This window comes from Lysinibacillus irui, assembly GCF_028877475.1.
GTDB lineage: Bacteria > Bacillota > Bacilli > Bacillales_A > Planococcaceae > Lysinibacillus > Lysinibacillus irui.
Genome location: NZ_CP113527.1, coordinates 961,315 through 981,597, shown reverse-complemented (window position 1 = coordinate 981,597; position 20,283 = coordinate 961,315). Strand labels below are relative to the sequence as shown.

Here is a 20,283-nt window from a genome sequence, read left to right as displayed (position 1 = left end):
AAGAAAAAGGGAGTGATTCAGCGCTCCCTTTCTTGCATTACTTTACAATTTTTATGTCACTAAACGGCCAGAAAATTAAACTGGTGTTACCGATAATTTCCTTTTGTTCAACTAGCCCGATATGTCGGCTATCTTTACTATTTCGACGATTGTCCCCCATGACAAAAACATATCCTTCAGGAATGGTGTCCAAAGAAACATCGATGTCTTTTAGGGTAAAGTCTTCTGTTAAGGTTCCTCCGGTGATTTGCGCTTTATAAGCATCTAAATAGGGCTCATCTATTGGCTCACCATTGATATACAATTGATCGTCCTTATACTCCAGTGTATCCCCCGGCAATCCAATTACACGCTTAATATAATTTTTTTGTTCAGGTGCATGAAATACAACGATATCAAAACGTTTCGGTTCACCTATTTTATAACCAATTTTATTCACAATCATTCGATCGCCATCTTCAAGGGTTGGCATCATGGACTCTCCATCAACTGCTATGGGTGTAAATAAAAAATATCGAATAATTGCAGCAATCGCAAATGCAATTAATAGTGCTTTTGTCCATTCCCATAATTCATTCTTTTCTTTCACCTGTTTTTCCATCGAGAATTGCCCCCTTGTCTATCACCATTTTAGATGATAGTGAATTAAGATGACAAGCAAAAAGAAAAGGGGCTTGAACTCAAGCCCCTCACTTTTAAGTCATAATTATCGAATTTCTTTAATACGAGCAGCTTTACCACGTAGGTTACGTAGGTAGTAAAGTTTAGCACGACGTACTTTACCACGACGTACAACTTCTAGGTTAGCGATTTTTGGTGTGTGTACAGGGAATGTACGTTCAACACCTACACCGTAAGAAATTTTACGAACTGTGAAAGTTTCGCTAATACCGCCACCACGACGTTTAATTACTACACCTTCGAAGATTTGGATACGTTCACGAGTACCCTCTACTACTTTCACGTGTACCTTAACAGTATCACCAGGACGGAAAGCTGGTAGATCAGTGCGAAGCTGAGCTTTTGTAATTTCTGCAATAATGTTTGACATTGTTTTTCTCTCCTTAGACAGATGCTCTTGCACGCAATCTATGCCACAGCGGAACACCGTAATTCAGTACTTCACATAGAAGTACAGAATAGATGTTATCATAAATAAAGCACGTAATCAAGCATCTTGATGATTGTTTTTTAGTTTTTCTAGATACAATTTTTGCTTGTCTGTTAATGGATAATGCTCGAGTAAGTCTGGTCGACGCTCAAAAGTTCTTTTCAGCGATTGTTCCTCTCGCCATTGCTCGATTTTAGCATGATTTCCCGAAAGTAAAACATCAGGTACCTTCATTCCACGAAACTCCGCAGGTCGTGTATAATGGGGATGCTCCAATAAACCTGTTGAAAAAGAATCTTGAATATGTGAATCTTCTTGCCCTAATACACCAGGTAACAGTCTAACTACACTATCAATAACGGTCATAGCTCCTAACTCGCCACCTGTTAACACAAAATCACCAATGGAGATTTCATCTGTCACAAGATGCTGACGTATACGTTCATCATAGCCCTCATAATGCCCGCATAAGAAAACTAATTCCGTTTCCTGTGCTAGCTCCTCTGCCTTTTTCTGAGTAAATCTTTCACCCTGTGGACACATTAAAATGATACGTGGCTGTTTTCCTGCAGTTATTGCCTCTACTGCACTAAACATAGGTTCAGGCTTTAATACCATGCCTGCTCCACCACCATATGGATAGTCATCAACTTGATTGTGCTTGTTCACCGAAAATGTACGAATATCCGTTACCTCTAGTTTTACAGCGCCTTTTTCTTGTGCTTTCTTTAATATCGACGCTCCAAAAACGCCAGAAAACATATCTGGGAATAGGCTTAGTACATGAATATTCATCATAATAGACCTTCCATTACATGAATTACTATTTTCTTTTCTTCAACATCTATATCTTTTACGATATCTTCTATATAAGGGATATAATGCTCTTTTTTCGAACCTTTGACTACCCACACATCATTTGCCCCTGTTTGCAGGATATCTGCCACAATACCAATTGTTTGGCCGTCTTCAGAAATAACAGTACAACCTATTATTTCATGGAAAAAGAATTCATTTTCTTCAAGTAGATCATCAGTCATTTGATCTTTTGTCACTTTTAGCATGCCTTCTTTAAATGGCTCGACTAAATTAATATTGTTCATACCTTCAAAGGTTAACAAAATAAAGTTTTTATGACGACGTACAGATTCAATAGTCACCCATGTTGGCTTTTTATCGTCTTTTTTAAAGGCAGCAAGCTTATTCCCTACTGCAAAACGTTCTTCTTCAAAGTCTGTTGTCGATAGCACACGTATTTCACCACGAATACCATGTGTATTGACTATACGACCTACATTAAACCATTCCATTCAACTTTCACCTCGTAAAAAACATACTTGTCTTCACAAAGCATCTTGCGTAGCATTTTCACTTCTATCACTGTTAGCAGAATTGCTTTGGAAGAACGTAGTTTTAGCTAAGACTAATTTGTCTTGTATTATCAATATAAGCAATTACCATTAGCTATAATCTTTAATTATGCTTTATTTTGTGCTTGTCCTTAGAGCTACAGGTTGTTAGCTTTCACTAATCAAACATTTACAGCAGCTCATCTACCACCTAACTTTGGTTTCAGTATACAGTTGGCATTACAGCTTGTTCATGCGGAATAAAGCGCTTCTATTGCGAAAAAAGATAAAAAAAGGAAGGAACCTACAAGCTCCCTCCTTCTTCGTCCAGATTTTACGCTTCATGCTAAAAGGCCACTTCGAACTCCTAAGCGACATGTAACCACATCTATCAGGATCCAAAAGTACTTAGTGCAAGAGCGTAAACATCTTTTCTATTAATCCAATATATCGACGTAGGTCTTCTTTTGATGGTGACTACCTGCCGCTGAATAAACAATTGTACGAATCGCTTTCGCTACTCGCCCTTGCTTGCCTATGACTTTCCCTCGATCCTCTGGATGAACAAAAAGTTTATAAACAATTCGATTTGCATTTTCATCCGTCTCAATACGAACTTCTTCTGGATAATCGACTAACGGTAAAACGATTGCTTCAATCAGCTGCTTCAAAGACGTCGCCCCCGATTATTTACTGAATTTTTGGTTATGGAATTTTTCCATGATTCCTTGTTCTGAGAACAGGTTACGTACTGTATCTGATGGTTTTGCACCGTCAGCTAACCATTTAAGAGCTTTCTCTTCATCAATGTTTACAGTAGCTGGTTGAGTTAGTGGGTTGTAAGTACCAACTGTTTCAATTGAACGACCGTCACGTGGTGAACGAGCGTCTGCAACTACGATACGATAGAAAGGAGATTTTTTAGCTCCCATACGTTTTAAGCGAATTTTAACTGCCATTTTAATAGCACCTCCGAATAAGTTTCACACAAGATAGTATATTATCAATGTTTAGGTTGTTTGTAAAGTGTTTTTTCTTAACACCTAAAAATTATTATTTAAACAATGAATCAAAGCCTGGTAATTTCATTTTTTTCTTCCCTTTACCACTTGCCATTCCAGTCATTTGCTTCATCATTTTTTTCATTTCATCAAATTGCTTGATCAGACGATTAACCTCTTGAATAGACGTCCCTGAGCCTTTAGCAATACGTTTTTTACGGCTACCATTAATAATCTCGGGGTTGGTCTTTTCAGCAGGCGTCATGGAATAAATAATAGCCTCCACCCGTCCCATTTGCTTATCATCGACTTTTACATTGTCTAAGCCTTTAATTTTATTTGCACCAGGAAGCATTTTTAATATTTCATCAAGAGGTCCCATTTTCTTGACTTGCTGTAATTGTTCAACAAAATCATCAAATGTAAAGGTTTGAGACTTGAACTTTTCTTCAAGTTCTTTTGCCTTTGCCTCATCAACCGTTGCTTGGGCTTTCTCGATTAATGACAGCACATCACCCATACCTAAAATACGTGATGCCATACGTTCTGGGTGGAATGGCTCCAGCGCATCCATCTTTTCGCCCATCCCAACAAATTTAATTGGCTTTTGAGTCACAGAACGGATAGATAGTGCCGCACCACCACGTGTATCACCATCAAGCTTTGTTAAAACTACCCCAGTAATGCCGATTGCTTCATTAAAGCTTTCTGCTACATTGACTGCATCCTGACCTGTCATGGCATCAACAACAAGAAATACTTCATCTGGCTCTTTTAACGCACGAATATCCTTTAATTCCTGCATTAAGTCCTCATCTATATGCAAACGACCTGCCGTATCGATGATCACGACATCATGATGCTCTTCTTTCGCCTTTTCAATAGCCTGACGTGCAATTTCTACTGGAGAAATGTCAGTACCTAATGCAAATACAGGTATCGATAACTGTTTACCTAATGTCTCTAATTGTTGAACGGCTGCCGGACGATAAACGTCAGCGGCAACTAGCAATGGCTTACGATTATATTTTTTACGTAATACATTTGCCAATTTACCTGTAGTTGTCGTTTTCCCTGCACCTTGTAGACCGACCATCATAATGACAGTTGGTGGCTTTGTATTAAACTTAATGGGGCTTTGTTCGCCACCCATTAATTCTGTTAATTCATCTTGTACAATTTTAATAACTTGCTGACCTGGTGTTAAGCTTTGCATAACATCAACACCAACAGCACGTTCACTTACCTTTTTTACGAATTCTTTGACTACTTTTAAGTTAACATCCGCCTCAATTAAAGCAAATCGGACTTCTCGCATCATTTCTTTGACATCTTGCTCTGATACTTTCCCTTTGCCTTTAATCTTTTGGATCGTTCCTTGGAGTCGTTCCGCTAATCCTTCAAAAGCCATTGCTTTCGCCTCCTAATCCCATTCTTTCAGCTGTTCTATAAGCGCTAACTGTTCTTCAACTGTCATGGTTTTTTCTGTTATTCCTGCTGTTAATTGCGACAGCATTTGGGTACGTTGTTGAAATTTTTCAAGTAAACATAATTTTTCTTCATATTCCTCAAGCATCGCTTCTGTTCGACGAATATTATCGTAAACAGCTTGGCGTGAAACACCATACGATTCAGCGATTTCTCCTAAAGAGTTATCATCCAAATAGTATAGTTCCATATAACTTCTTTGCTTATCTGTTAATAATGCTTGATAAAAGTCGAAGAGAAAGTTCATGCGTGTTGTTTTTTCAAGTAGCATCGAATGTTTCTCCTCCCGCTATTAGTCATTTGTATCATAACGAAAAGCGCCCGTCTGTGTCAAGGTAATCTCCTTGTCTAAAAGCCTAAATTGCCGCGTTCAGGCTTCTTCGCCTTTAGCTAGTATTTCTCTTTTAAACAAGTTAACTTACCTATACACAGTCGAGCGTTTTATAAAAATTACTCAGCCATATCGCTATTCATCATCACTATTTTGTAATTCTTTATCTAAACCATCTGCAAATAAACCATAAACATAGCGTTCTGCATCGAATGGCTGTAGATCATCCATTTTCTCACCAAGGCCAACAAATTTCACAGGAATGTGTAACTTGTTACGAATAGCAAGGACAATACCACCCTTTGCAGTTCCATCAAGCTTTGTTAAGACAATACCGGTTACATTTGTTGCTTCTTTAAAAGTCTGTGCTTGAACAAGCGCGTTTTGACCTGTTGTAGCATCTAAAGCTAATAATACTTCATGTGGAGCGTTTGGAATTTCACGTGAAATAACACGATGTACCTTTTCTAGCTCATTCATTAAGTTCACTTTATTTTGCAAACGTCCTGCCGTATCACAAATTAACACATCGGCTTTTCTATTTTTTGCTGCACGAATGGCGTCATACATCACTGCCGCTGGGTCAGAGCCCTCAGATTGTTTAATAACTTCACAACCAACACGATCGCCCCACACTTGTAATTGATCAATAGCACCAGCACGGAACGTATCACCTGCAGCTAAAACAACCGTTTTTCCTTGAGATTTTAAACGGTGCGCTAGTTTACCAATCGTAGTCGTTTTCCCCACACCATTTACCCCAACAAATAGGATAACTGTCAATTCACCCTCTGGCTGCAAATTAAGCTCAATTAAATCTTGTTCGCCTTGCTCATAAATTTCTACAAGCTTCTCTGAAATAACTGCCTGGATGCCATTCGTATCTTTAATATTTTTACGTTGAACTTCGAAACGTAGTTTATCCATGAGTTCCATAACCGTTTCAAAACCGACATCAGCTTGTAAAAGTAAATCCTCTAATTCTTCAAAGAAATCCTCATCTACTTTACGGTAACGAGCAACAAGGTCATTCACTTTGGAAGTAAAGGAATTACGCGTTTTTTCAAGACCAGCCTTGAATTTTTGTGTAATAGACCAAGCAGATGGCTTTTTTTCCTCTACCGGTGTGTCCTCAATTACCGCTAGCTCCCGTATTTCTGCCTGTTCTTCCTCTATATCGAATGAGGGCTCTACTTCTGCTTCTTTCACCATTTCCATTGCTGGAGACTCTTCTACTTGTTCAGGCACTTCTACATCAACAGTCTCAATGACAGCAGGTTCATTTGACTCCTCTAGCTCTGATTCAACAGATTCTTGCTCTTTGTCAACTGCTTCTAATTTTTCTTCCTCTGCTGGATTGCCCATTAATTTATCTTTTAATCGTTTAAAAAAACTCATGCTTGTTCGCTCCTTTGCTCCGCAAGTACGGGTTCATCTTCTAATTTTACTGAAACAAGTTTCGACACACCCGATTCTTGCATCGTAATACCATACAGGACATCGGCTCCCTCCATCGTACCTTTACGATGGGTAATGACAATGAATTGCGTATCGTTACTAAATTTCTTCAAATATTGGCTATAGCGCACAACATTTGCCTCGTCTAAAGCAGCCTCTACTTCATCGAGAATACAAAACGGTACAGGTCGTATATTCAAGATAGAGAATAATAGAGCGATTGCTGTTAGTGCTCGTTCACCACCAGATAGCAAGCTTAGATTTTGAAGTTTTTTACCTGGAGGCTGTGCCACAATATCAATACCTGTTTCCAATAAATTTTGTGGGTCAATTAATACTAAATCTGCTTGCCCGCCACCAAATAATTCACGGAAAACACGTTTGAATTGCTCTCGGATTGCATAGAACGTTTCGCTAAAACGCAATGTCATTTCTTCATCCATTTCTTTGATAGCTTCATGCAATGTTTCCTGTGCAGCAAGCAAATCTTCTCTTTGTTCAGTTAAGAAAGTATGACGCTCAAGCACTCGCTCATATTCCTCAATCGCACCTATATTAACAGGTCCAAGCTCTTCTATTGATTTTTTTAACAGTTTCACACGTCGTCGCACAAACTCTTCATCTTCAATTGCAAGAGCTTCATCTTCTGCCTCTTCGAATGTCAACTGATAGTTTTCTTCAAGTTGTTCTGTAAAATTGTCCATTTCATATTCTAAACGATTTCGTTTCAACTCGTTTGCACGTATCGCCTCAAGGTATCCTTTATGTATACGTTGCATTTCCTTCAGTTGTTCTTCTAAAGCAGAGAGTTCTTGTTGTTGCCCTACTTTCTCTTCTTTCTTTTGAGAAATAGTCTCTTGTAAGGCATCTCTTCTTGCTTTCCATGTAGCAACCTGTTCTTCAACCTCTTCATCACTTAAATGATTTGTCGATTCATCAGATTGAAGCCACATTATTTCCTGAGAAATATTTATGACTTTTTGTTGAGCTTTGTTTAATTGTAGGGCGAGTTCAGCAGTTGTAATTTGCACTTGAGACATTTGTTCCTGCATTACCGCTAATTCGGAGCGTTTTTCTGCTAGTTGCTCTCGTAATACATCTTTCTCTGTCTCACTTTGTAATTTAACTTTACTCAATTGTTCTACAGTTTCATTGATTTCAACAAGCTCTAGAGCTAATGCATTTAACCTCTCCACAGCTACTTGTTTTTGAGTTAATAAAGCTTCTTCTCGTGTTTTTACATCCTGTGTCTCGGTTGATGCAAAAGATACTCTAGCCGATAAGCTTTTTTCAACAACCTCTAGCTCACGAATACGGCTAGCCAATTGCATTTCATCGTTTCGTAGCTGCTCTCCGTCAAGCTTTAACTGTTCCACTTGCTCGCGAAGAGTGGCAAGCTTCTCTTTTTCTTCTGAAACTGCCTGTTCGGCACTGTAAATAGAAGCTTGTAAAGACTCTAACTTGAGGATTAAGTCCTCTAACTCGGCTTTTCTTGAAAACAATGAAGATTGTTGTTTTAGAGCACCACCCGTTAATGATCCCCCTGCATTGACAATATCTCCATCAAGTGTAACAACGCGATAGCGGAAACCACATAATCGAGCTATTTGACTCGCACCTTCAAGATTGGCCGCTACAATAACATTCCCTAAAAGGTTTTCAACAATTGTTCGATTATCATCACTAAAAGTAACGAGCGCATCCGCCATTTGAATAAATGCTGGGTGCTCTATAGCAAGTTGGATCGTTGCTAGATTAATTTTGCGTGATTTCATGACAGTTTTCGGTAAGAAGGTAGCACGTCCAGCTCTCTTTTGCTTTAGCCAGTGGATAGCTTGTTGTGCATGGCGTTCATTGACCGTAACAATATGTTGGGAAGCAGCACCTAAAGCTGTTTCTATAGCTTGTGAATATTTACCATCAACTTGAATTAACTCAGCTACAGCTCCCTCAATACCTTGTAATTCACCTTTATCTCGAGCAAGTAAAACTTCTTTAACACCTTGGAAGAATCCAGAAAAATCCGCTTCAAGCTCTGCTAAAGTATCTTTTCTAGCCTTTAATTGCTGTTGGTGCTGGTAAGCTTTATATAGCATGTCCTGCTTTTCAGTAAAGGTTGTGTTTACGTTTTTTAACTGTATTTGTAATGTTTCGTATTGTTCAAGCTTATCTTGCAAGTCATTCGTTGTAGCAGTATGTTCCGCTACTAGCTTATTTTTTTCAGCAACAATTTGCATAAGTTCCTGTCCAAATTCATCCGTTTGATCGGACATTCTTGCTGCCATTGCCTTTTGCTGAGCTAATTGTTGATCGATATTTTTTAATTCGTTCTTAATCGTTGCTTCTTCATTCAATGAATCAATATATCTATTTTTTTGCTCTTCAATTTCTTGCTCTATTTCCGTAACTGATCGATTTAAAGATTGTTCTAACTGCTTGATGCTTTGTTTCAGCACTGTGACTGCTCGCTGTTTGTCGGAGAAAACTTCTTTTTTCTCCTGTTCTTGAACAAGCAATATCTCTACTTCTTCTTTAGCCTCTTGTAATGTCGTATTCAGCTGCTGCAGTTGATTAGAAGCATTTTGTCGCTTTTCAGCCATCAGTGCTTTACGACCATCCCAACGTTCTACTTCCATTGTGGCATTGACAAGATCAGCCTGTGAAGCATCCAAATAATCATCGAGTTCTTTTAATAACTTACGAATATTGGTTGTCTGTTTATCAATAGTAGCAATATCTTGATCTTGTTTTTGCTCTGTTGCAGTCAAATCGGTAAATTCAGCTTTTAGCGCATGCAAAGATTGTGCACAATTTTTAAAATCATGCACAAGAATGGCAATATCAAAATCTTTTAGCTCAGTAGACATTTGTACATAGTCTCTTGCACTAGATGCCTGCATTTCTAACGGCTCTAATCGGTTGTCTAATTCATGGAGAATATCTAATACCCGATACAAATTTTCATCTGTCTCAACAAGCTTATGCTCCGCTTTTTTCTTTCTTATTTTATACTTTAATACGCCAGCTGCCTCTTCAAAAATGGAACGTCGGTCATCGGGTCGGCTATTTAAAATTTCATCAACACGGCCTTGAGAAATGATTGAAAATGCTTCTTTTCCAAGACCTGAATCCATAAACAAGTCCGTAATATCCTTCAGGCGACACTGTTGGTTATTTAATAAATATTCACTATCACCTGAACGGTATACGCGTCTTGTTACACTGACTTCTGTATAGGAAAAAGCAAGTTGCTCGTCAGTATTATCTAATATAAGAGTTACCTCTGCAAAATTGAGTGGCTTACGAGAGTCACTTCCCGCAAAAATAACATCTTCCATCTTTGCCCCACGTAACGACTTTGCAGATTGCTCCCCAAGAACCCAACGAATCGCATCCGTGACATTACTTTTTCCGCTGCCATTTGGTCCAACAACCGCTGTAACACCGGGAACAAAATCAATTCCAATGCGTTCCGCAAAAGATTTAAAGCCAATCACTTCTAGTCGTTTAAGGAACATCTATTAAGCCTCCTCATTTGCAGCTTCTTCACGCATCACTCGCATTGCACATTGTGCAGCTTGCTGCTCGGCTTCTTTTTTTGATTTTCCACGACCAATACCAAGCTCTTGTCCGTTCAATAATACGCTTGATACAAAGGTACGATTATGTGCCGGCCCTTTTTCATCTATAATCTCATAATGAAGAAGTCCATTATTGGTTTGCTGTACCATTTCTTGCAATTGACTTTTAAAATCCATCACATGCGAAAAAGCACCGACTTCTACTTTTGGGAACACGATACGTTCTAAAAATGATACGACCGTTTGTAAATCTTGATCTAAATATAAGGCACCTACAAATGACTCAAACACATCTGCAAGTAGCGCTGGGCGTTCCCGACCACCTGTTAATTCCTCACCTTTTCCTAGTAAAACAAAGCGTCCAAAGCCTAACTCATTAGCAAAAATAACTAGTGATGGCTCACAAACAATGGATGCTCTTAACTTTGTTAACTCACCCTCGCTCATATTTGGGTATTTCTCAAAAAGATATTTAGAAACAGACAGTTCAAGTACTGCGTCTCCTAAAAATTCAAGACGCTCATTATCCGTAAATAGTTTACGGCGATGCTCATTCACATAAGATGAATGCGTGAATGCTTGATACAATAAATTTTTATTAATAAATGTGATATTTAATTCATGCTGTAACAGCTCGAATTGGTTGCGTACTTTTTCAGGAAGTACGCCAGATTTCTGCATAGTTCCTTTTCTTTTCATAGCCATTGAACAAATCTGCCTTCCTAATAGTTTCTACCGTTTTAGTGTACCTTTTTCAAGGCATTTATGCAAAAGTATTTCGGCTTAAACACAATGTTTTGGAAATTTTTCCGAAAATTGATGCAAACCTTTGGCGTAATTCATTTTCTAAATGCAAAAAGGGACATCAATAGATCGAAAAATGATCTATCTTGTCCCCTTTAAATACATCTTCGTTAATTGAATCTGCTTCTTATCAAGTAATAGCAGAAAAACAATTTCTACTTTATATCATTCGATAATCATCACACCATTGGAGGGGATACATCACCGCTAAATAAAGTACTAACGAAATTAGCCAATTTTACTTTCGATGTATGAAATTGCAGAACCTACTGTTGAGATTTTTTCAGCATCTTCATCAGAAATTTCCATATCGAATTCGTCTTCAAGCTCCATTACAAGCTCAACTACGTCTAATGAGTCAGCACCTAAATCATCACGGAAAGAAGCTTCAAGTGTTACTTCGCTTTCTTCAACACCTAAACGGTCCACGATTACTTTTGTTACACGTTCTAATACTGTAGACAAATGATTCACCTCCCCTCAAATGATTATACAAAAAATCAGCGTTTATGCCTAATTGAAATTACATGACCATTCCACCATCGATGTGAAGTGTTTGCCCTGTCATATAGTTTGCATCCTCTGAAGCAAGGAAAGCTACTGCCTTAGCAATATCCTCTGGCTGACCAAGTTTTGCAAGTGGAATCTGTGTCAGCATACCTTGTTTAATATCCTCTGGTAGTTGTTCCGTCATTTCTGTTTCGATAAAGCCTGGTGCAATGGCATTCACTAAAATATTACGAGAAGCTAATTCCTTAGCAGTCGTTTTTGTTAATCCAATAACACCCGCTTTAGCCGCAACATAGTTCGCTTGACCAGCATTACCCGCTACACCAACGATCGAAGAAATATTAATAATGCGACCTGCACGTTGCTTCATCATTTGACGTGTTACAGCTTTCGTACAAAGGAAAACACCTTTAAGGTTCGTATCTAATACATCGTCCCATTCGTCTTCTTTCATACGCATTAATAAATTATCTCTTGTAATACCAGCATTATTCACTAAGATATCGAGAGAACCGAAAGTTTTCACTGCTGCATCCATTAAAGCTGTTACTTCTTCTGTCTTTGAAACGCTTGCTTGTACAGCAATTGCTTCTCCACCGTTTTCTTGGATTATCCCAACGACTTCTTCCGCTTTTGCCTGTGAGCCACTAAAGTTTACAACAACCTTAGCTCCTTCGTCAGCAAGCTTTAAAGCAATAGCACGCCCAATTCCTCTTGAAGCTCCTGTTACAACAGCTACTTTTCCTTCTAATTTACGCATTGATTGACCACTCCTTCGACGCTTCAATAACTGCTTCTAATGATGCCTCATCATAAACACAATATGCTGCAACAGAGCGGTCGATTTTTTTCAAGAGACCGCTTAACACCTTACCAGGTCCGCATTCGATAAAGACATCCACTCCTTGTGCAATCATCTCACGCATAGATGCTTCCCATTGAACAGCACTATAGACCTGCTCAACCAACTCTTGTTGGATAGCTGATACATCCTTTAATTCCTTCGCCATAACGTTGCCAATGACAGGAATTTCAGGCGCTGATAAAGTAATCTCAGCCAATGCAGCTTTTAGTTTCTCTGAGGATGGTCGCATTAATTCTGAATGGAAAGGACCACTTACAACTAATGGTATCGCTCTCTTTGCCCCTGCTTCTTTCGCAGCAATAATCGCTTTATCGACACCCTCTTTTGTACCCGAAATAACAATTTGTCCTGGACAATTCACATTGGCAACCTGAACAGCATCACCTGAAGCTGAAACCTGTTCTGTTACTGCGTTTAATGCCTCTAGTTCCATCCCTAGAATCGCCGCCATTGCACCCTGCCCTGCAGGGACCGCTTCATTCATATACAGACCTCGTTTGTGCACGATTGACACGGCATCATCAAATGACATAACGCCTGCTAAAACCAATGCACCATATTCACCTAATGAATGACCCGCAGCGTAGTGAGGATGAATGCCTGCTGTACGCAATTTTTCAGCTACCATTACACCTGTAGTAAGAAGAGCTGGCTGCGCATGATATGTTAGTGTTAATTCTTCTGCTGGACCTTCTAACATTAACTTAGATAATTCAAATTGAAGAGCTTGATCGGCACGATCGTAAAACGCTTTACTCTCTGCTGCGTTTTCAACAAACTCTTGACCCATTCCTACTACTTGTGAACCTTGTCCTGGAAAAATAAATGCTATTTTCGTCATTTGAATGATCCCCTTTATTTAATCAATTTCTAAGTGACGTACTGTCTCAGTAATCGTCGAAATAACAGTATGCTCTACCATCGTATTTGCTTGACGGATTGCACTGAAAATCGCTTTTGCGTTAGATGAACCATGTGCTTTGATAACAGGCGCTTGTAAACCAAACAATCCTGCACCACCATATTCTGTATAGTCCATTTTATTTTTCAAGTCACGTAAATTATTTTTCATGAGTGCTGCTGAAATTTTCGTTTTTGTTGAAGACATAAAAGCTTCTTTTAACATAGAAAATAAAGCGCCTGCTGTCCCTTCAATCGACTTCAGCACCATATTGCCTGTAAAGCCATCTGTTACAACAACATCTGCTACTCCTTCAAGTAAATCACGTGCTTCAACATTACCAATAAAATTCAAATCAGCTTCCTTCAATAATTCGAAGGCTGCTTTTGTTAGCTCATTTCCTTTTTTATCCTCGGTACCGATATTTAATAAGCCAATTCGTGGTTTTTGTAAGCCTCCAACCTTTTTAGCATAAATATCACCCATAATAGCATATTGCACTAAATGCTCTGGGCGCGCATCGGCATTTGCCCCTAAGTCAAGCATTAAAAAGCCTTTGCCATCCAATGTTGGTAGTGTTGTAGCTAAGGCTGGTCGGGCAATCCCTTCAATACGACCTACTTTAAATAGGCCTCCTGCCATAAGGGCACCTGTATTCCCTGCAGAAAGGCAAGCATCTGCCCTACCTTCTTCTACTGCGTCCATCATACGAGCCATTGAAGAATCCTTTTTTCTACGAACAGCGCGTGCAGGATCGTCAGTTCCTTCCACTACTTCCTCACAATGCACAATCGTCAAGCGATCATGTTGCTTTAAAAATGGTTCCAGCTTATCTTGTTGACCATACAATTGAATTTCTAAGTTCGGAATTTGTTCTAAAGCTAAGAGTGCACCTTCCACAACTGATTTTGGTGCGTTGTCTCCACCCATTCCATCAAGCGCTAATTTCATTGTTACTCACCTTTACCTTTCGTGCGGTACATATCAAATTCACCAACAAAAACGGTTTCACCATTAACGGTAGATGTTACCTCGACTTTTGTCCGATTATTTTGATTATCTCGACCGATAACAATCGCCTTTGTAATAACACGATTTCCAGCTCGTACAGGTTTCACAAACGTAATATTGGAATGTACGGTTAATGCTAGTTCGTCATCAATTACTGCAACCGCTAATGAGTTTGCTTGTGCAAACAAATGATGGCCACGCGCGATGCCATTACGCTGAAAAACATGCTCTTCTTGCACATCAAAAATCGATAGTGCTCGATTATCCAATTCAATATCTACAATTTCTCCGATGACCTCATCAATCGGTAGAGATTTTACTTCGTTTTCATAGTTTTTTGCAGCAACGTCTTTAATTCGTTCTCGTAATTCTGGTATGGATAATTCCATACGATCTAAACGAATTGTTTGGACACTTACCTGAAACTGTGTTGCTAGCTGTTCATCTGTGACGAATGGATTTTCAGCTATCGTTTCAGATAGTAGTCGCTGTCGCTCTTTTTTCGTTCGTCTCAACATCATTCGCCACCTTTTGAGTTGTTATTAGCACTTGGTACTAATATCAGTATATAGAGTATAAAAAAAGAATGCAAGACTTGTTTTGCATTCAAGTCTTGCATTCTCCCCGTTCAAACAAGCTTTTAACTTAATCGAAGCGCTCACCTTGTAGAACACCAGATTCTTCTAACATCTTACGTAAATTTTGATAAATGTCATCATGCCAAAACGCTTCTGTGTCAAGCATCTCTGTTGCATCCTTTCTAGCGGTCTCAAGAATACGATAATCATGTACTAAATCCGCTACTTTAAAATCTGGTAAACCACTTTGCTTACGTCCAAAGAAATCTCCTGGTCCTCTCAATTCTAAGTCTTTTTCAGCTAATCGGAAACCATCATTCGTTTCCGTCATTGATTGCATTCTCTCTTTCCCCTCATCAGACTTTGGATCAGCCAGTAAAATACAGTATGATTGATGCTCTCCTCGCCCAACACGTCCACGGAGCTGATGCAGCTGTGCCAATCCAAAGCGTTCAGCATCATAGACAATCATAAAGGTAGCATTTGGTACATTAACCCCTACTTCAACAACTGTCGTCGAAACTAAAACCTGAATAGACCCTTCACTAAAAGCACGCATAACAGCATCTTTCTCATCTGCTGATAAACGTCCGTGCATTAAACCAACCTGGAAACGATCTTTAAAATATGTCGCCAGTTGCTCGTAAATTTCCACAGCATTTTGCACATCAAGTTTATCGGATTCTTCAATAAGTGGACAAATAGCATAGGCTTGTCTTCCAGCCGCTAGCTCCAGTTCTAGCTTTGACATAACAGAGCCAAATTGCTCTTTCTTCATCCAATGGGTTTCAATTTGCTTTCGTCCTGCTGGCATTTCATCGATCATAGATACATCCATTTCCCCAAATGCGGTAATGGCAAGCGTTCTTGGTATCGGTGTCGCTGTCATAAAAAGGACATCTGGATTTTCCCCCTTATCACGTAAAATACGACGTTGCTCTACACCAAAGCGATGCTGTTCATCCGTGATAACAAAGCCTAACTTTCGAAAAACAACATCCGGTTGGATCAATGCATGTGTACCAATGACAATGTCAAGATTGCCATTTGCCAAATCCTCTAAAATGCTACGTCGATCCTTTGCTTTAGTCGATCCAGATAATAAGGCAACACGAACCCCAAAAGGTTCAAACCATACCTTCAGGTTCTCCAAGTGTTGTTCTGCTAAAATTTCTGTTGGTGCCATTAATGCTCCTTGAAAGCCTGCTGTTACGGCTGCATACAATCCTATTGCTGCAACAACTGTTTTTCCTGAACCTACGTCCCCTTGCAGCAAGCGATTCATTCGATGCGGTTCTTTCAAATCTTTACAAATTTCATTAACAACACGTTTTTGAGCATTTGTTAATTCATATGGTAAAGAGGCAATAAATTCGCGTAGCCTGTGTACATCGAATTGAATGATTGTACCATGTTCGCTTTCTTTCCGTATTTTACGTAATGCTTGAATACGCAATTGGAAGTTTAATAGTTCTTCATAGGCAAAGCGTCTTCTTGCTTGCTTGGCATGATCAGCATCAAGTGGAAAATGAATACCTTCTAAGCCCTCGCGTATTGGAACAAGCTTATAGGATTCTTGTAAATAATGCGGAATTGCATCTGGTAACTCTGCACCAAAGTCATCTAACACTTGTCGCATATATTTTCTAAATCTTTTTTGTGGTATTAAACCTTTAAGACTATAGACAGGTTCAAAGTCAACTTGATCTGTTTTAGGGCCAAATGTGACAGATGTCCCATTGATTACTTGTCTACCACGATCCCATTTGCCAGTCACTGTAATAATGGAGCCCGGTACTAGTTTTTGCTTTAAATAGCCCTGATTAAAAAATACGACTTTCACTAAGTGACGGCCTGCTAAAACCGTGACCTGAAGTCTTGATTTATTGCGACCTAAAAATAGAATCGTAGGCTCTCGTTCTACCTTACATTCCACTGTAACACGTTCGTTATGTGGTGTTTGCGCTAAATCTTTTAGACGAAAATCCTCATGTCGATGTGGGAACGTCCATAATAAATCAGCAATTGTATCAATGCCTAATGATTCAAGATGTGCTGCCGTTTCTTTCCCGATGCCTTTTAATTCTGTGACGGAACTAGATAATTCAGTCATCCTATCCCACAACTCCCTTCTTTGATTCTTCATCCTTTTGTGTATGTAACCAAACATGTCTATATCTAATTTACCATAATTTCATTGTTTACTCCTTATCGTAAACATGAGAAGCAAAAACCCTACCAAAGGATGATAGGGTTATGCATGGATATGTTCATAAACATTTGTATTGCATAATGATACCAATAAAAAGTTTAATGGCGTCAGGGAATACATCTTCATCTAAGTCGAATCTTGGATGATGATGTGGATATTGGCTTTTTTCACCACCCATCCCTACAAAAACGAATGCACCAGGCTTATGTTTTAAATAATAAGAAAAATCTTCTCCACCCATTACAGGTTCTACTAGCTCAAATACATCCTCACCAAATTGTTCACGAACGACAGATTCTACAATTTGAGAATGGTGTTGATCATTAATAAGTGGTGGGGTACCTATAATAAAATTAATGTGTCCTTCCGCTCCAAATGCCTGGCAAATACCTTTTGTTACACTTGCCATCTTCAATTGAATAGTATTTACTGTTTCCGGTGTTAATGCCCTAATCGTCCCTATTAATTTCGCAGTATCTGGAATAATATTATACGTTGTTCCCGCTTGAATACTACCTACAGTAATAACGCCTGCCTCAACAGGATTTAAATTTCGACTAATAATACTTTGAAAGGATTGCATTAAATGGCTTGCAATGTATATCGGATCAATCGTTTCATGTGGCATTGATCCATGTCCACCACGACCTTGAATTTCAATTTCAAAATCATCGACGGAGGCCATCATAGGTCCATGTGTTAGTCCTATTTTCCCCTTCTCTAGGCCTTGCCATAAATGTAGACCATAAATAGCATCGACACCATCAAGAACACCATTTTGAATTAACTGATCTGCTCCACTTGGTGTAATTTCCTCTGCCGATTGAAAAATAAGCATAATGTTCGGCTCACATTTTTCCTTATTCATGGCGATCCATTCTGCAACTGCTAATAAAATAGCGGTATGGCCATCATGTCCACACATATGTGCCACACCCGGCTTTTGAGAGATATATGGCTTTTCACCCTCTTCAACTATTGGCAATGCATCGATATCTGCTCGTAAAGCAATTGTCTTCGTACCTTTTGTCCCTTTAATCATAGCCACTACACTAGGAGGAGCAAATTCTACTATTTCTATTTGAAGATGCTCTAATCTTTTGCGTATAAATTGACTTGTTTCAAATTCCTGACCAGACAGCTCTGGATTTTGATGAAGATAACGTCGATCTTCAATTGCTTGCTCTGTTAAAGATTGTAAATTAGTTATTTCCACTAAAAAAACTCCTTTAAATTACCTTAAGAGTCCCTACTAAGGAATTCAGCTGGTAGGAAAATATTTAACATCATGTGTACCCTATGACACATCCAAATTACGTATATTTAATTATACTAAAATCATTCATAATAAAGGCAACATAAAAACATGCTATCTTTTTAGATAGCATGTTTCTCTAGTTTATTGAAGAGCTTTAATACTTTGTAAACCACCATTTTCAAGAATAGCTTTACTTATCGCCTTACCTGTTGGTGTTGCTGCAAGACCGCCTCGTGCCGTCTCTTTAAGGTTTGGACTCATCGATTGTCCAATACGATACATAGCACCAATTACTTCATCACATGGGATGCGGCTTGTTACTCCTGCAAGTGCCATATCTGCTGCTACAAGTGAATTAGAGGCACCCATAGCATTTCGTTTTACACACGGTACTTCAACTAGACCTGCTACTGGATCACAAACAAGTCCCAACATATTTTTTAACGTAATAGCAAACGCTTCCGCACATTGTTGCGGTGTACCTCCAGCCATTTCAACAATGGCAGCAGCAGCCATACCAGCAGCTGAACCCACCTCAGCTTGGCAGCCTCCAGCAGCACCTGAAATGGAAGCATTGTTCGCCACAACAAAACCAAAAGCTCCAGACGTAAATAAATAACGAATCATTTGCTCACGTGTAGGATTGAGTTTATTTTTCACTGCAAAAAGTGTCCCTGGTACCACACCAGCAGATCCTGCAGTCGGTGTAGCACATATTGTTCCCATTGCGGCATTAACTTCATTTGTTGCAACCGCTTTACTTACTGCGTCTAATAATAAATCACCTGATAGTGATTTCCCTTCCGCAATATAATTTTGCAGCAATACGGCGTCCCCACCAGTTAAACCTGTTACTGATTGCACACCTTGTAATCCGCGTTCAATTGCTTCTTCCATAACTGTTAGATTTCGATCCATCTGTTGGATGATTTCTTCTCGAGTTCTACCAGTTATTAAAATTTCCTGTTCAATCATAATTTCTGATATTAATTTTCCTTCTTGCTCTGCTCGTTCCACAAGCTCACGAACATTATGAAATAAAACGTCCATTATGGGACACCTCCTTAGTTATTAATCTTAGATACTTTTGTAATATATGGAATTAGGGATATTTGCTGTAGCACTTTATCCTCAATGTTTTGGTCAACTTCTATCACCATTAGAGCCGTTAAACCACGCTCTATTCGTGAAACCTCCATATGCCCAATATTGACTTCATGCATAGCTAAACAATTTGCTACATTGGCGATACAGCCAGCACGGTCATCATGTACAACAAGAATAGCAGGCATACCACCTGTCAAACGAAGCTTAAAGCCATTAACTTCACTAACTTCTATTTTACCGCCACCAATAGAAATTCCGACAACAGACATTTCTCCATCATCGTCTCCAATGACAAGTCGTGCCGTATTCGGATGTTCTGTATTAGCCGTTTCTGGAATAAATTCATATTCTAAACCTGCTTTTTTCGCATCTGCAAACGCCGTTTTAATACGATCATCAAATGTATCGTAATTTAACAAGCCTCCCACTATTGCAACATCTGTACCGTGCCCTCTATACGTTTCTGCAAATGATCCATATAAATGAATTTTCGCCCATTTCGGTTGTCTACCAAATAAATCTCTTGCAACACGCCCGATGCGAGCTGCACCTGCCGTATGAGAGGAGGAAGGCCCAATCATTACTGGTCCAATAATATCAAATACTGAAGTAAACTTCATACAAACACCCCTCTATTCTATTTATATAATAATATTTATTTTTACTTATATCATGCTTGATAATTACTATAAAAGTAAAGCATTTAATTTATCAACTA

Annotated in this window: 20 protein-coding genes; all 20 read right to left on the bottom strand. The window is 39.0% G+C overall.

The window, feature by feature from the left end; all coding sequences use genetic code 11:
* Positions 1 to 37 precede the first annotated feature (37 nt).
* The 20 genes from lepB to sdaAB all read right to left on the bottom strand — a co-directional run bounded on the left by lepB (position 38) and on the right by sdaAB (position 20,185).
* Positions 38 to 601 (bottom strand): signal peptidase I, encoded by a 564-nt coding sequence (lepB, locus tag OU989_RS04615; RefSeq protein ID WP_274795945.1) that lies wholly within the window; start codon positions 599 to 601, stop codon positions 38 to 40.
* A gap of 105 nt (positions 602 to 706) precedes the next feature.
* Positions 707 to 1,051 carry a 50S ribosomal protein L19 gene (gene rplS / locus OU989_RS04610; protein WP_274795944.1) on the bottom strand — a complete coding sequence of 115 codons (345 nt, stop codon included), beginning with the start codon at positions 1,049 to 1,051 and terminating at the stop codon, positions 707 to 709.
* Between the two features lie 117 nt (positions 1,052 to 1,168).
* Positions 1,169 to 1,906 carry a tRNA (guanosine(37)-N1)-methyltransferase TrmD gene (trmD, locus tag OU989_RS04605; RefSeq protein WP_274797278.1) on the bottom strand — a complete coding sequence of 246 codons (738 nt, stop codon included), beginning with the start codon at positions 1,904 to 1,906 and terminating at the stop codon, positions 1,169 to 1,171.
* On the bottom strand, positions 1,906 to 2,421 hold the full coding sequence (gene rimM / locus OU989_RS04600; RefSeq protein WP_274795943.1) for a ribosome maturation factor RimM: 516 nt from the start codon (positions 2,419 to 2,421) through the stop codon (positions 1,906 to 1,908). The genes trmD and rimM overlap by 1 nt, the downstream gene beginning before the upstream one ends.
* A gap of 476 nt (positions 2,422 to 2,897) precedes the next feature.
* Positions 2,898 to 3,131: a KH domain-containing protein gene (locus OU989_RS04595; RefSeq protein WP_004269410.1), complete on the bottom strand. Its 234-nt coding sequence runs from the start codon at positions 3,129 to 3,131 to the stop codon at positions 2,898 to 2,900.
* A 15-nt stretch (positions 3,132 to 3,146) separates the two neighbouring features.
* Complete coding sequence (gene rpsP / locus OU989_RS04590; RefSeq protein ID WP_024362057.1) at positions 3,147 to 3,419, bottom strand: 30S ribosomal protein S16; 273 nt, start codon at positions 3,417 to 3,419, stop codon at positions 3,147 to 3,149.
* Positions 3,420 to 3,513: 94 nt separating this feature from the next.
* Complete coding sequence (gene ffh / locus OU989_RS04585; RefSeq protein ID WP_274795942.1) at positions 3,514 to 4,872, bottom strand: signal recognition particle protein; 1,359 nt, start codon at positions 4,870 to 4,872, stop codon at positions 3,514 to 3,516.
* A 12-nt stretch (positions 4,873 to 4,884) separates the two neighbouring features.
* A complete protein-coding gene (locus OU989_RS04580; protein ID WP_274795941.1) occupies positions 4,885 to 5,220 on the bottom strand; it encodes a putative DNA-binding protein in 336 nt (111 codons plus the stop codon).
* 195 nt (positions 5,221 to 5,415) lie between these two features.
* The gene (gene ftsY / locus OU989_RS04575) at positions 5,416 to 6,678 is read right to left on the bottom strand and encodes a signal recognition particle-docking protein FtsY (protein ID WP_274795940.1); all 1,263 of its coding nucleotides are present in this window, start codon (positions 6,676 to 6,678) and stop codon (positions 5,416 to 5,418) included.
* Positions 6,675 to 10,256: a chromosome segregation protein SMC gene (gene smc / locus OU989_RS04570; protein ID WP_274795939.1), complete on the bottom strand. Its 3,582-nt coding sequence runs from the start codon at positions 10,254 to 10,256 to the stop codon at positions 6,675 to 6,677. The genes ftsY and smc overlap by 4 nt, the downstream gene beginning before the upstream one ends.
* Positions 10,257 to 10,259: 3 nt before the next feature.
* Complete coding sequence (gene rnc, locus OU989_RS04565; RefSeq protein WP_274795938.1) at positions 10,260 to 11,024, bottom strand: ribonuclease III; 765 nt, start codon at positions 11,022 to 11,024, stop codon at positions 10,260 to 10,262.
* A gap of 327 nt (positions 11,025 to 11,351) precedes the next feature.
* Positions 11,352 to 11,588, bottom strand: coding sequence for an acyl carrier protein (acpP, locus tag OU989_RS04560; RefSeq protein WP_274795937.1), 237 nt, complete (start codon positions 11,586 to 11,588; stop codon positions 11,352 to 11,354).
* 58 nt (positions 11,589 to 11,646) lie between these two features.
* Positions 11,647 to 12,393, bottom strand: a complete 747-nt coding sequence (gene fabG, locus OU989_RS04555) for a 3-oxoacyl-[acyl-carrier-protein] reductase (protein ID WP_274795936.1) — start codon at positions 12,391 to 12,393, stop codon at positions 11,647 to 11,649.
* Positions 12,386 to 13,339: an ACP S-malonyltransferase gene (gene fabD / locus OU989_RS04550; RefSeq protein WP_274795935.1), complete on the bottom strand. Its 954-nt coding sequence runs from the start codon at positions 13,337 to 13,339 to the stop codon at positions 12,386 to 12,388. Before fabD ends, fabG begins: the two co-directional genes overlap by 8 nt.
* Before the next feature lie 18 nt (positions 13,340 to 13,357).
* Positions 13,358 to 14,350: a phosphate acyltransferase PlsX gene (gene plsX, locus OU989_RS04545; RefSeq protein WP_274795934.1), complete on the bottom strand. Its 993-nt coding sequence runs from the start codon at positions 14,348 to 14,350 to the stop codon at positions 13,358 to 13,360.
* 2 nt (positions 14,351 to 14,352) lie between these two features.
* Positions 14,353 to 14,925 (bottom strand): transcription factor FapR, encoded by a 573-nt coding sequence (gene fapR, locus OU989_RS04540; protein ID WP_274797277.1) that lies wholly within the window; start codon positions 14,923 to 14,925, stop codon positions 14,353 to 14,355.
* A gap of 130 nt (positions 14,926 to 15,055) precedes the next feature.
* Entirely contained in the window at positions 15,056 to 17,134 is a 2,079-nt protein-coding gene (recG, locus tag OU989_RS04535; RefSeq protein ID WP_274795933.1) for an ATP-dependent DNA helicase RecG, read from the bottom strand.
* Positions 17,135 to 17,258: 124 nt separating this feature from the next.
* Positions 17,259 to 18,416 carry a M20 metallopeptidase family protein gene (locus OU989_RS04530; RefSeq protein WP_274795932.1) on the bottom strand — a complete coding sequence of 386 codons (1,158 nt, stop codon included), beginning with the start codon at positions 18,414 to 18,416 and terminating at the stop codon, positions 17,259 to 17,261.
* Positions 18,417 to 18,599: 183 nt separating this feature from the next.
* Entirely contained in the window at positions 18,600 to 19,508 is a 909-nt protein-coding gene (sdaAA, locus tag OU989_RS04525) for an L-serine ammonia-lyase, iron-sulfur-dependent, subunit alpha (protein WP_274795931.1), read from the bottom strand.
* A 14-nt stretch (positions 19,509 to 19,522) separates the two neighbouring features.
* Complete coding sequence (gene sdaAB / locus OU989_RS04520) at positions 19,523 to 20,185, bottom strand: L-serine ammonia-lyase, iron-sulfur-dependent subunit beta (RefSeq protein ID WP_274795930.1); 663 nt, start codon at positions 20,183 to 20,185, stop codon at positions 19,523 to 19,525.
* Positions 20,186 to 20,283: the final 98 nt, after the last annotated feature.